Here is a 12,740-nt window from a genome sequence, read left to right on the forward strand (position 1 = left end):
TATCTGATTCATCATAATTATTTCAACAGTTAAATCAGTTGCTTACTATGAGCCTTCACGCCTGGCTGCGTTAAGGAAATCTCAATGGAATTGATGACTAATTGTGCACTGCCCTCCTTAGAAGTTATATTAAAATATAACTTCTGGAGGTTTAATATGTATACCACTCGCCTTAAAAAGGTCGGAGGATCTGTGATGCTTGCGGTGCCTCCCGCTGTGCTTAAAACGCTGGGTCTAACGACGGATAGTGAAGTCGGCATGACAATTGATAAGGGCTGCCTGATTATTGAGCCCCAAAAACGGCCCCGTTATTCACTTGAGGAATTGCTGGCGCAGTGTGATCCCAACGCTGATCTGAGCAAAGAGGATCGTGAATGGATTGATGCACCGCCGGTGGGTAAGGAGATCCTGTAATGGACAGAGGCGAAATCTGGCTCGTTTCACTTGATCCCGCTGCGGGTCATGAACAAAGCGGGAAACGCCCGGTGCTTATCGTATCTCCGGCATCGTTTAATACCTTTACCCGTCTTCCCGTTGTTGTTCCCGTTACCAGTGGCAGACAATTTGCCCGTGCAGCGGGTTTTACCGTTTCACTGGACGGGACCGGCACAAAAACCACGGGCGTCATTCGTTGTGACCAGCCCAGAACTATCGATATGCAAGCCAGGAGCGGCAAGCGTCTGGAACGTATCCCTGAGGATATCGTGAATGAAGTGCTGGCCAGACTGGAAGCTATTCTGAACTGATGCGTCAGGAAGGAAGCTAAAGCGGGAAATGGAAAAGCTATAAAAGCTACAAAAGCAAAAAAGCAGATACCTTTCGATATCTGCTTTTTCTAAATTTGGCTCCTCTGACTGGACTCGAACCAGTGACATACGGATTAACAGTCCGCCGTTCTACCGACTGAACTACAGAGGAATCGTGTGAACGGGGCGCATAGTATCGACCCGCAGAATGCTTGTCAAAGCCTGTTTTTGATTTTGAGTGCGTTTGCTGATTAATTCCACAACTTGCCGAAAATCCGGGTGAAATTCTTCACCCGGACCGGGACTAAACGCTAGCGGAACGGCGGTTCGTTAAAGGTGCGCAGTTTGCGGGAGTGGAGCCTGTCGCCCTCGGCGCGCAGCAAATCTATCGCCCGGATGCCAATCTGTAAGTGCTCGGAAATGGCCCCTTCGTAAAACCGGTTCGCCTGGCCAGGCAGCTTGATTTCGCCATGCAGGGGTTTATCCGAAACGCACAGTAGCGTGCCGTAGGGCACCCGGAATCGATACCCCTGGGCGGCGATGGTGGCGCTTTCCATATCAATCGCCACGGCGCGGCTTAAGTTAAAGCGCAGGGCCGAGGCGCTGTAGCGCAGTTCCCAGTTGCGGTCGTCGGTGGTGACCACTGTGCCGGTACGCAGCCGCTGTTTGACTTCTTCACCCGGCATCCCGCTCACCTGTTTAGTGGCGTCGTACAACGCGCGCTGCACTTCGGCAATGCTCGGGATCGGGATGTCCGGCGGCAGCACCGCGTCCAGTACATGGTCATCGCGCAGATAGGCGTGTGCCAGCACGTAATCGCCAATCGCCTGGCTTTCACGCAGCCCGCCGCAGTGGCCGATCATCATCCAGACATCGGGGCGCAGTACCGCCAGATGATCGCAGATGGTTTTGGCATTGGACGGCCCAACGCCGATGTTCACCAGCGTAATCCCCTGACCGTCCTGGGTAATCAAATGCCAGGCGGGCATCTGGTGTTTTTTCCAGGCCAGATCGGAAATCGCCTCTTCAGGCGCTTCGGTATCGGCGGTGATCCAGATGCCGCCCGCGCAGGAGAGCGCGATATAGGGGCTGTCCGGGTCGAGGATCTGGCTGCAACCCCAGCGCACAAACTCATCCACATAGCGGGTGTAGTTAGTGAACAGCACAAACGGCTGAAAGTGCTCCACCGGCGTACCGGTGTAGTGGCGCAGCCGCGCCAGCGAGAAATCGACCCGGCGCGCGTCAAAATGCGACAGCGGGTAAAACTCGGTGGGGTGGAAAATGCCATCAGCGGTTTCATCGCCGATTTGCGCCAGTTCGGTGGTTGGGAAGTGGCGCGCCAGACCGGCGCTCATGGAGCGATCCAGCGTTAGCGCCGAACCGTCAATCACATACGGGTAGGGGATCTCATGCGGCGACGGCGACACTTCGATGATCGCGCCGTAGTCGTGATACAGAAGCTCCAGTTGCTCCGCCAGATAGGCGCGAAACAGCGCCGGGCGGGTAATGGTCGTGGTGTAACAGCCAGGATGGGTAAACCGGGCGTAGGCACGGGTTTTTTTCGGATTAACCGCAGTGCCGTCCCAGCTGACCTGCAGCTGCGGATAGACAAACAGCCCGCTGGCGCGGCGGGCGGTATCCGGCAATTGTCCGTCTGAAATGTACAGGCTGATGGCGTCGCGCAGGGCGTTCACCGCCTGGTCGTAAAGGGCTTCCAGTTGATCCAGCGCCTGTTCTGGCGTCAGGCTTACTACGGCTTGGTTCATCTTCTCTCCTTATCCCGGCAAGCTGTCGGGTGCAACATTACAGATAGTATGTCACAGGAGTAATACAGTCGTGTGTTGAATAGCAACCTCGACAAAACTCAACCGTCTGAATGATTGCTACCCTGAACCGACTGTTAATGTTCAACAATCCGCATCGGACTGGTGATCTTCACCGCAAATTTGCACCAGCGAGGTGCGCAGCCTGACGGGCGTGCGGCTATGTTTAAGATTCTGGACGGTCCGGAAACCGCGCATCCCAGCCAGCCACGTGATGGCAAACTCATCTCTTTGATTGTTAATCAACCGGCCTGATTGACGCCGCCTGGCGTTGTCGAATGGCGAGGCGTCGGCAGAATAAATTTCGCGATTTATTTCTGCCTGGCGAAGTTTTTGCTTAACCCTTACCAGCCGCTCGCGGCCCGCTCGAAAGCCAGTGTATTGACGAAGTCAGTGATTTTTCCCGCGCCAGCGTTGGCGCCGTGTCTGAACAGTGCGAGGAATATCCGAATGTCTTTGAAAATAAAACAATTACCGCTGCATGTTGCCATCGTCGGTTGCTTAACCACGGCGTTTTATGCCCAGGCGGATATCAAAATCGGCGTGGCGGGGCCTTTTACCGGCCCGAACGCCACTTACGGGGCGCAATACTGGAAGGGCGCGACCCAGGCGGCGGAAGATATCAACGCCGCTGGCGGCATCAAAGGTGAAAAAATCGTGCTGGTGCAGGGGGATGACGCCTGTGAGCCTAAACAGGCGGTAGCGGTAGCCAACCGCATGGTAGATGAATCCAAAGTCTCGGCGGTGGTCGGTCACTTCTGTTCTTCTTCCACCATGCCCGCGTCCGAAGTGTATGACGAAGCGGGCGTGCTGACCATCACGCCGGGCTCCACCAACCCGCAGGTGACCGAGCGCGGCATGAAGGGCATGTTCCGCATGTGCGGGCGCGACGACCAGCAGGGCGTGGTGGCGGCCAACTACATGCTGGACACCCTGAAAGCGACGAAAATCGCTATCATTCACGATAAAGACACCTATGGACAGGGCCTTGCCGATGCCACCAAAGCGGCGCTGGCAAAACGCGGGACCAAAGAGGTGCTGTATGAAGGGCTGTCCCGCGGGGAAAAAGACTTTAACGCGCTGGTGACCAAAATCGGCTCGCTGAAACCCGACGTGGTCTACTTCGGCGGCTGTCACCCGGAAGCCGGCCCGCTGGTACGCCAGATGCGCGAGCAGGGCGTTCAGGCGAAATTCTTCTCCGGCGACTGCGTAGTGACTGAAGAGATGGTGACCGCAGCGGGCGGCCCGCAGTTTACCAACGGCGTGCTGATGACCTTCGGCAACGATCCGCGCACTATCCCGGCGGGTAAAACCGTCATCGAAAAATTCCGTGCCAGCGGTTTTGAACCGGAAGGCTACACCCTGTACGCCTACGCCTCGATCCAGGCCATTGCCGCTGCCTATAACGGTGCCGGGAAAGACAACGAAAAAGCCAGCGAATGGTTGAAATCCAATACCGTGGACACGGTGATGGGCCCCAAATCCTGGGACGGCAAGGGCGACCTGAAAGTCTCGGACTATGTGGTTTATCAGTGGGATGACAAAGGCAAATACAAACAGCTGTAATTTGCTGCCCCGTCCGTTTTGCCGCCAGGTAAAACGCCGCGACACTGAAAGCTGCCCGGCTAACGGGCAGCCTTCTCACTGGCGAGAGTGTTGATATGGATGCATTTTTTCTTCAACAGCTGATCAACGGGCTGACGTTAGGCGCTGTCTACGGTTTGATCGCCATCGGCTACACCATGGTGTACGGCATTATCGGAATGATCAATTTCGCCCACGGCGAAGTCTATATGATCTCGGCTTACCTCTGCGCTATTGGGCTGGCGCTGCTCGCCAGCTTCGGCATTCAGTCCTTCCCGTTGCTGATTTTCGGCACGCTGATTTTCACCGTCGCCGTTACCGCCGTATATGGCTGGGCGATTGAGCGAATTGCCTACCGGCCACTGCGCAACTCCACCCGGCTGGCGCCGCTGATTTCCGCCATCGGCATGTCGTTAATTCTGCAAAACTACGTCCAGCTAAGCCAGGGGCCGAATCAGCAGGGCATTCCGACATTGTTGAGCGGCGTGCTGCGCTTTCACGTTGACGATGGCGTGGTGCAAATCACCCTGACCAAAATCTTTATCCTGGTGGCGGCGGTGGCGGGGATGGGAGTGCTGACGTGGATCATCCAGTTTACCCGGCTGGGACGGATTTGCCGCGCCACCCAGCAGGACCGGCGGATGGCGTCAATCCTCGGCATCAATACCAACCGGGTGATCTCGCTGGTGTTTGTGATTGGCGCGTCGATGGCCGGGCTGGCCGGCGTCCTGGTCACCATGAACTACGGCACCTTTGATTTCTACGCCGGTTTTATCATCGGCATTAAAGCCTTTACCGCCGCGGTGCTGGGCGGGATTGGCTCGCTGCCCGGCGCGATGCTCGGCGGCCTGCTGTTGGGCGTCGCCGAAGCGCAGTTTGCCGGGCTGGTGAACTCCGATTACAAAGACGTGTTTTCGTTTTCCCTGCTGGTGGTGATCCTGATTTTCCGTCCGCAAGGGTTGTTGGGCCGTCCCGTGGTCGCGAAGGTTTAAGGGGTAAACGATGACAGATGCGGCATTGAAGCCAGGAATCGATATTAAAAAATGCCTGATGGACACGGTGCTGGCCGGGCTGTGCGCGCTGGTGGTATTTGGGCCGATTGTCGGGGTTGTGCTGCGCGGCTACAGCTATACGCTGTCGCCGGATCGCGTGGCGTTGCTGGTGGCGGCTGTCATGGCGGGACGCTTTATCCTCAGCCTGGCGCTGCAAACCTCGCGGGGACGTAAACTGGTGCGCAAGTTTGAAAGCGCGGACGATGGCGTTTATGTTCGCCCGGTAGATTACAAATCGCCGCTGCGCTGGGCGATCCCGCTGTTAATGGTCGTCGCGCTGCTGTTCCCATTTGTTGCTACCAAATACCTGCTCACCGTGGCGATCCTCGGGCTGATTTACGTGCTGCTAGGGTTAGGACTAAATATTGTGGTGGGCCTGGCGGGGCTGCTGGACCTGGGATACGTGGCGTTTTACGCCATCGGCGCTTACGGGCTGGCGCTGGGCTACCAGTATCTGGGGCTGGGATTTTGGGTGATGCTGCCGTTAGGCGCGCTTCTCGCCGCGCTGGCCGGGGCGCTGCTCGGCTTTCCTGTGCTGCGTATGCATGGGGATTATCTGGCGATTGTTACCCTGGGTTTCGGGGAAATCATCCGGCTTGTGCTCAACAACTGGCTGAGCTTTACCGGCGGGCCAAACGGGATCTCCGTCCCTGCGCCGACCCTGTTTGGGCTGGAATTTTCCCGGCGCGCCAAAGACGGCGGCGTACCCTTTCATGAATTCTTCGGTATTTCTTATAACCCTAACCTGAAGTTTATTTTTATCTACGCGGTACTGGTTCTGGTGGTGCTGCTGGTGCTGTTTATCAAGCATCGCCTGACGCGGATGCCGATAGGCCGGGCCTGGGAGGCGCTGCGTGAAGATGAAATCGCCTGCCGCTCGCTGGGGCTCAACCATGTGCTGGTAAAACTCTCGGCCTTTATGCTGGGAGCGTCCACCGCCGGGATCGCCGGGGTGTTCTTCGCCACTTACCAGGGGTTTGTGAACCCAACATCCTTCACCTTTTTCGAATCGGCGTTAATCCTGGCGATTGTGGTGTTGGGCGGCATGGGCTCAACGCTCGGCGTGGTATTGGCCGCGTTTGTGCTGACCGTCGCGCCGGAACTGCTGAGAAGCTTTGCTGAATATCGCGTACTGCTGTTCGGCGTGTTGATGGTGGTAATGATGATCTGGCGGCCCCGTGGCCTGGTACGCACCAGCCGCGCTGGTTTTTCCACCCGCAAAGGAGTCGCGCCATGAGCGACAGCATCCTGCGAGTGGAACATCTGATGATGCACTTTGGCGGCATCAACGCGCTAAATGACGTCAATCTGGACGTAGAACGTGGTTCGATTACCGCGCTAATCGGCCCTAACGGCGCGGGGAAAACCACGGTTTTTAACTGCCTTACCGGGTTTTATCACGCTACCGGCGGGGCGATCCTGCTGAACACCCGAACGCCTACCGACATCATTGAGGTGCTGGGGCAAAAGCTGCGGCCTGATGATTTCCTGCATCCCCGGCGGCTCGGTTCTCGGCTCTACTACAAGATGTTTGGCGGCACCCATCTGGTAAACCGGGCCGGGCTGGCGCGTACTTTCCAGAATATCCGCTTGTTCCGCGAAATGTCGGTGGTGGAAAACCTGCTGGTGGCCCAGCACATGCTGGCGAACCGTAATCTGATCGCCGGGATTTTCAATACCGCCGCTTATCGCAAGGCAGAAAACCAGGCGCTGGATCGGGCATTTTACTGGCTGGAAGTGGTGGAAATGGTGGATTGCGCTAACCGGCTGGCGGGCACGCTTTCCTACGGGCAGCAGCGCCGGCTGGAGATTGCCCGCGCCATGTGTACCGGGCCGGAGATGATCTGTCTCGACGAGCCCGCCGCCGGGCTTAACCCGGTGGAAACCCACGCCCTGAGCCGCATCTTACGGCTACTGCGCCAGCAGCACGGCGTCACGGTGCTGTTGATTGAGCACGACATGGGCATGGTGATGGAGATTTCCGACCACGTCATCGTATTGGATCACGGCAACGTGATCGCCCGTGGCGCACCGCAGGAAATCCAGCACAACCCCAGCGTTATCGCCGCCTATCTGGGCGCAGAGGAAGAGGAGGTCACGGGATGAAACCGCTGCTGGAGTTTCGCGATGTAGACGTGTTTTATGGGCCGATTCAGGCGCTGAAAGGCATTTCCCTGACGGTAAACGAGGGCGAAACCGTTTCGCTGATTGGCGCGAACGGCGCGGGTAAATCCACCCTGTTAATGTCAATTTTCGGCCAGCCGCGCATCGCCAGCGGGCAAATTCTTTACCGGGGTGAAGATATCAGCCATCGCTCCACGCATTTTATCGCCAGTAATGGCATCGCCCAGGCACCGGAAGGGCGGCGCATTTTCCCGGATATGACGGTAGAGGAAAACTTGCTAATGGGCGCAATCGCCATCGGCAACCGCTATCAGAAAGAAGATAAAGCGCGCATGTACCAGCTTTTCCCTCGGCTGGAGGAGCGGCACAACCAGCGGGCAATGACGCTGTCCGGCGGCGAGCAACAGATGCTGTCTATCGCCCGCGCGCTGATGAGCCGCCCCAAATTACTGTTGCTGGACGAGCCGAGCCTGGGCCTGGCGCCGCTGGTGGTGAAGCAGATTTTTCACATCCTGCGTGAATTGACCCAGCAGGGCGTGACGCTGTTTTTGGTAGAGCAAAACGCCAACCACGCGCTGAAGCTCTCTGACCGGGGGTATGTAATGACCAACGGAGAAATTCGTCTAAGCGGGAGCGGGGCGGAACTGCTGGTAAACCCGGAGGTGAGGAAAGCCTATTTGGGCGGGGTGTAAGAAAAAACCTTGCCGCCTGTTACTCCTGGAATACAGATTCCAGATCCCGCAAACAAACTGGACGGGCTACGCCTGCGTTTGCCAGGATGCGCTCACTGTGACTATCAGGAGAGGGAAACAAACATGGAAGGTCAATTAGTATTCTGCTCTGACCGCATACTGCGCTTTTGCTCAGACTATGATGACACCACCGCCGTACCGCTGCTTTCAATTCAAAACACGGTCGCCGAAGCCGATCCGTACTTCCTGCTCAGATATTTTCATCACCGGGTGATCATTGAACAAGGAACCACACTGGCGAGTGTTTTCCTGGCGATTGAACCCTGGAAGGCGCTATTAACGGCCTGGCTGGACCGGGATGTGGGCGCTTATATTGATGAAATCAAAAAGCCTTCCAGTTCGGCTTCCTGGGATCTTGAATGGGTAGGTATCGATCGCCGGACGTCGTTTTATCGTGCTTATCAGCATCAGCCCAGGGAAGAAGAGGAGTCTCTTCAGGATTACTTTAATCGCGAGCAAACGCCGTCGCATGAGTTTGATATAGAGACCCAGTGTGATGCCTCAGGGTTTATCAAAGGGAGTAAAGAACGCTGGAGCATCAGTGAAAATATCCATCAGATTAAAAACCTGCCGGTCATTCTTTATGACAAACAAACGTTGATAACGGTGGGGAAGGACGGGTTGCTCAACGACAGCGTTAGTGGCGTAAACAGTGCCCTTCATAGCCGTTATATCTCCGGCGAAACCTCATTTTCATTTGCCGACGTGATGGAAGCGATTTTTATTAGCGGCCTGTTTTTCTACTCGCCGCAGTCAGCCACTGAAAACTATCAGGCGTTAGATGAAAGGCTGGATGCGTTTAAAGAGCAATGGAAGAGCGAACCGGATAACACAATCGACGAAGACAACGGGAATAAGACGCCAACAATTCAGGTTGCGGACGGCGCTTTTGATTCAATGATTGACCATATTGAAGCAGAGAAAGAAGACTGGCATTTGTTGAAAACATTATGCAAACAGAACAGCTCGCTACCGGTCAGAATCGGCAAGATTATACCCGCAACACCGCCGGAGGTGCGATTGTTCGGGGAACGGATTGATGATGAGATGTGAGCCCGCCTGATGCAGTTGAGCAGTTGAAAACAAAAAGCCCGCATAAGTTTCCTTAAGCGGGCTTTTCTAAATTTGGCTCCTCTGACTGGACTCGAACCAGTGACATACGGATTAACAGTCCGCCGTTCTACCGACTGAACTACAGAGGAATCGTGTGAACGGGGCGCATGTTAGCGGCGAGCGATCCGCTTGTCAAAGCCTGTTTCGCATAAAGCTTTTTGATTGCTGATTTATCCGTCAGCCTGGCGATTCCGACGCCGCACGCGCCAGGTTATATGCATAATCGTGATGAATATCAGTAGGCTGGTTGCCAGGGTTATGAAACGCCATCGGCTTTCAGCGTTAACCCTCGGCAATGACCTGCCCGCAAATTAAGCCTGAAGTCGGTAATGGCGTAACAGAACAGACGCCCGGTATTGGTGCATTTCTACCTCTTATGGGGCAGAAGAAAAACAGTGTTCCATTCGAGAAACGTGCCGAAAGATTAGTTTCTCTTATTATCCAGCAGGTTAAAGGCGTGGATCCTCCTGAGAAAAAACTGGCAAGCATATTGCAAAATCATTCTTGTCGGTTTGTTCATGTTATTTATCCAGGGGGCCAGATGAACCTTAGACGCCTGAAGTATTTCGTAAAAATCGTGGATATCGGAAGCCTGACCCAGGCAGCTGAAGTGCTGCACATCGCTCAACCGGCGCTGAGCCAGCAGGTGGCAACGCTGGAAGGGGAGATGGATCAGCAACTGCTTATCCGCACCAAACGCGGCGTGACGCCAACCGAGGCCGGGAAAATTCTCTACGCCCATGCGCGAACCATTCTGCGCCAGTGCGAGCAAGCGCAACTGGCTGTAAATAATGTTGGGCATACGTTAAGCGGCCATGTCTCGATTGGCCTGGCACCGGGAACCGCCGCTGCGGCAATAACTATGCCGCTGTTGCAGGCGGTTCGTAACGAGCTTCCGGATGTGCTGGTTTATCTTCAGGAAAACAGCGGCGCGCAGTTAAACGATAAACTGCTTGGCGGCCAACTGGATATGGCGGTGCTGTATGACCGCGCGCCGGTTGCCGGGATCGCCAGCCAGCCATTACTGAAAGAGGAATTATTTCTGGTGGGTACCCGGGATTGCCCGGGGCCGCAGGTAGATTTAGCCAGCGTAGCAGAGATGAATTTATTCCTGCCGCGAGATTTTTGCGCAGTACGCAAACGCGTTGACGAAGCCTTTTCGCTGCGGCGTTTATCGGCCAAAATCATCGGCGAAATTGATTCGGTGTCGACGCTGACCGCCGCTATCGCCAGCGGTATGGGGGTGACAGTATTGCCAGAATCCGCTGCCCGTTCGCTGGCGCAATCGGCTAATGGCTGGACGGCGCGTATTACCAGCCCGGCGCTAAACTTACCGTTATCACTGAATATTTCGGCGCATCTGGCGTTATCGCCACAGGCGCAGGCGGTAAAAGAAATACTTATGTCGCTGATATCCCGCCCTGCCATGGAGAGCCGCGAACTGCTGCTGGTTAGCTAGTTCATATTCCAGAAAAGAATAAGTTGCTGGTTTTTATTATTTGTTATGCAGAAGCGCTGACTTTAACAATAGCGTTATATCAGAATGCTTCTGGGGACATTATGAATTTTCAGCAACTCAAAATTATCCGCGAGGCGGCGAAGCGGGATTACAACCTGACTGAAGTCGCCAGTATGCTCTATACCTCACAATCCGGCGTCAGCCGCCATATTCGCGAACTGGAAGACGAGCTGGGTATAGAGATATTTATTCGGCGCGGTAAGCGTTTACTGGGCATGACAGAGCCGGGTAAAGCGCTACTGGTGATTGCCGAACGTATTCTTAATGAAGCCAGTAATGTCCGTAGGCTGGCGGATCTGTTTTCCAACGACACCAGCGGCATCCTGACCATCGCCACGACGCACACCCAGGCGCGTTACAGCCTGCCCGCAGTGATTAAATCTTTTCGCGCGCTGTTTCCTGAGGTGAGGCTGGAACTGATCCAGGGCACGCCACAGGAAATCGAAACCCTGCTGGAAAACGGGACGGCGGATATCGGCATCGCCAGCGAGCGCCTGAGTAACGATCCGCTGCTGGTGGCTTATCCGTGGTTTCGATGGTCGCACAGCCTGCTGGTGCCGGCAGAGCATCCGCTTTTACACGCCTCGCCATTAACGCTTGATGAACTGGGCCGCTGGCCGCTGATTACCTATCGACAGGGCATCACTGGCCGTTCGCGCATTGATGAAGCGTTCGCCCGCAGAGGTATCGTTCCTGATATCGTGCTGAGCGCACAGGATTCTGATGTCATTAAAACCTATGTCGAGCTGGGCCTGGGGATTGGGATTGTGGCGGAGCAGGCGAGCGGCGAGCATGACAGCGGCCAACTGGTCAGGCTGGACGTGCGCCACCTGTTCGATGCCAATACCGTCTGGTTAGGGTTGAAACGCGGCCAGCTACAGCGTAACTACGTATGGCGTTTTATTGAGTTATGTAATTCGGCTTTGTCGGTTGACGAGATCAAACGTCAGGCGCTGGAAAGTGATGAAGTCGCGATTGATTACCAGATTTAAGGACCGGGCTGTTTAGACGGGCCAAACAACAAAAAGCCCGCTTAAGCGGGCTTTTTGTTGTTTGGCTCCTCTGACTGGACTCGAACCAGTGACATACGGATTAACAGTCCGCCGTTCTACCGACTGAACTACAGAGGAATCGTGTGAACGGGTCGCATAGTAATAGCGGCCCTAATGTGTGTCAATGCAAAAATTAACGTCTTGATTCGATTGGCTGTTTTAACACCATTTCGTTGCTTTAATGTACCTGGGCCGCCCAGTGATCCGTCTCGCCCGAATAAAGCCGTTTTAAAGGGTCCTGACCGTAAAACTGGCAGAAGCGCTGCCAGAGCGAGGGAAACCGTGGGGCAAACAGCTGCGGTGCGCTGAAAAAGTATTCAGAGAGTACCGCGAAACATTCTGCAGGGTCCGTCGCAGCATAGGCGTCAATGCTGGTCGCGTTTTCGCCCACCAGGTCGATTTCATCCTGGATGTTGCTCATTGCTGCGTGGAGATCGTGCTCCCAACCCGCAACATCACGCAGCGCGATAAAGGGCACGCCGCTGGCGCGGTCGCCATTGCGCATATCCAGCTTATGGGCGACTTCATGGACAATAAGATTGAAGCCTGAAACGTCAAAAGAGTCGTGGATATCCAGCCAGTTAAGAATAATCGGCCCCTGTTGCCAGCTTTGTCCGGATTGTACCGAACGCTGGTTATGTACCAGGCCGATATCGTCTTCCCATTCATCATCCACCACAAAGGGCGCCGGATAAATCAGCACTTCGTGGAAGCCATCCAGCCATTCAATTCCGAGTTCCATCACCGGCAGGCAAAACAGCAGGGCGATACGCGCGGATTTCAACTCGTCAAGTTCAAAACCCTGCAGCGCCACCAGCCGTTTTTGTTGAAGAAAACGCTCAGCCAGGCGGATCAGCTTTTGCTGCTCACCTGGAGTAAAGCCCGCCAGAACGGGAATAGTAAACGCATCATCCCACGGGAGAGGCGTCGTTGTGGTGGAGTCATTCGCTTTCCACGGCCACTTAATCATCTATC

At 55.2% G+C, this 12,740-nt stretch carries 12 protein-coding genes and 3 tRNA genes; 10 read left to right on the top strand and 5 right to left on the bottom strand.

Going from position 1 to position 12,740, the window contains the following annotated elements; translation table 11 throughout:
• The first annotated feature begins 156 nt into the window (after nt 1-156).
• A complete protein-coding gene (locus ACVV26_RS08435) occupies nt 157-414 on the top strand; it encodes an AbrB/MazE/SpoVT family DNA-binding domain-containing protein (RefSeq protein ID WP_312981510.1) in 258 nt (85 codons plus the stop codon).
• On the top strand, nt 414-746 hold the full coding sequence (locus ACVV26_RS08440) for a type II toxin-antitoxin system PemK/MazF family toxin (RefSeq protein WP_474800947.1): 333 nt from the start codon (nt 414-416) through the stop codon (nt 744-746). Before ACVV26_RS08435 ends, ACVV26_RS08440 begins: the two co-directional genes overlap by 1 nt.
• 96 nt (nt 747-842) lie before the next feature.
• On the opposite strand, the gene ACVV26_RS08445 is transcribed toward ACVV26_RS08440, so the two are convergent.
• Nucleotides 843-918: transfer RNA gene (locus ACVV26_RS08445), tRNA-Asn, on the bottom strand.
• 139 nt (nt 919-1,057) lie between these two features.
• Nucleotides 1,058-2,512, bottom strand: a complete 1,455-nt coding sequence (locus ACVV26_RS08450) for an AMP nucleosidase (RefSeq protein ID WP_474800948.1) — start codon at nt 2,510-2,512, stop codon at nt 1,058-1,060.
• Between the two features lie 507 nt (nt 2,513-3,019).
• Between ACVV26_RS08450 and ACVV26_RS08455 the strand changes: the two genes are divergently transcribed.
• The 6 genes from ACVV26_RS08455 (at nt 3,020) to ACVV26_RS08480 (ending at nt 9,134) form a co-directional block, all read left to right on the top strand.
• Nucleotides 3,020-4,135 (top strand): branched-chain amino acid ABC transporter substrate-binding protein, encoded by a 1,116-nt coding sequence (locus ACVV26_RS08455; protein ID WP_474800949.1) that lies wholly within the window; start codon nt 3,020-3,022, stop codon nt 4,133-4,135.
• Nucleotides 4,136-4,230: 95 nt separating this feature from the next.
• Nucleotides 4,231-5,145, top strand: a complete 915-nt coding sequence (locus tag ACVV26_RS08460; protein WP_474800950.1) for an ABC transporter permease subunit — start codon at nt 4,231-4,233, stop codon at nt 5,143-5,145.
• Between the two features lie 10 nt (nt 5,146-5,155).
• A complete protein-coding gene (livM, locus tag ACVV26_RS08465) occupies nt 5,156-6,442 on the top strand; it encodes a high-affinity branched-chain amino acid ABC transporter permease LivM (RefSeq protein ID WP_474800951.1) in 1,287 nt (428 codons plus the stop codon).
• Nucleotides 6,439-7,311: an ABC transporter ATP-binding protein gene (locus ACVV26_RS08470; RefSeq protein ID WP_474800952.1), complete on the top strand. Its 873-nt coding sequence runs from the start codon at nt 6,439-6,441 to the stop codon at nt 7,309-7,311. Before livM ends, ACVV26_RS08470 begins: the two co-directional genes overlap by 4 nt.
• Nucleotides 7,308-8,021 carry an ABC transporter ATP-binding protein gene (locus ACVV26_RS08475; protein WP_474800953.1) on the top strand — a complete coding sequence of 238 codons (714 nt, stop codon included), beginning with the start codon at nt 7,308-7,310 and terminating at the stop codon, nt 8,019-8,021. The genes ACVV26_RS08470 and ACVV26_RS08475 overlap by 4 nt, the downstream gene beginning before the upstream one ends.
• 123 nt (nt 8,022-8,144) lie before the next feature.
• Nucleotides 8,145-9,134 carry a hypothetical protein gene (locus ACVV26_RS08480; protein ID WP_474801789.1) on the top strand — a complete coding sequence of 330 codons (990 nt, stop codon included), beginning with the start codon at nt 8,145-8,147 and terminating at the stop codon, nt 9,132-9,134.
• 73 nt (nt 9,135-9,207) lie between these two features.
• On the opposite strand, the gene ACVV26_RS08485 is transcribed toward ACVV26_RS08480, so the two are convergent.
• Nucleotides 9,208-9,283 (bottom strand) — tRNA-Asn (locus tag ACVV26_RS08485).
• A 452-nt stretch (nt 9,284-9,735) separates the two neighbouring features.
• On the opposite strand from ACVV26_RS08485, the gene nac reads away from it, so the two are divergent.
• Both nac and cbl read left to right on the top strand, forming a co-directional pair.
• Nucleotides 9,736-10,653, top strand: coding sequence for a nitrogen assimilation transcriptional regulator NAC (nac, locus tag ACVV26_RS08490; protein WP_474800954.1), 918 nt, complete (start codon nt 9,736-9,738; stop codon nt 10,651-10,653).
• A 101-nt stretch (nt 10,654-10,754) separates the two neighbouring features.
• On the top strand, nt 10,755-11,705 hold the full coding sequence (cbl, locus tag ACVV26_RS08495; RefSeq protein ID WP_474800955.1) for an HTH-type transcriptional regulator Cbl: 951 nt from the start codon (nt 10,755-10,757) through the stop codon (nt 11,703-11,705).
• A gap of 62 nt (nt 11,706-11,767) precedes the next feature.
• Here the strand turns inward: cbl and ACVV26_RS08500 are convergent.
• Both ACVV26_RS08500 and mtfA read right to left on the bottom strand, forming a co-directional pair.
• Nucleotides 11,768-11,843, bottom strand: a tRNA-Asn gene (locus ACVV26_RS08500).
• A gap of 100 nt (nt 11,844-11,943) precedes the next feature.
• Nucleotides 11,944-12,735, bottom strand: coding sequence for a DgsA anti-repressor MtfA (mtfA, locus tag ACVV26_RS08505; RefSeq protein ID WP_474800956.1), 792 nt, complete (start codon nt 12,733-12,735; stop codon nt 11,944-11,946).
• Nucleotides 12,736-12,740: the final 5 nt, after the last annotated feature.

The sequence above is a fragment of the Atlantibacter sp. MEI4A-1023 genome, from assembly GCF_056155425.1.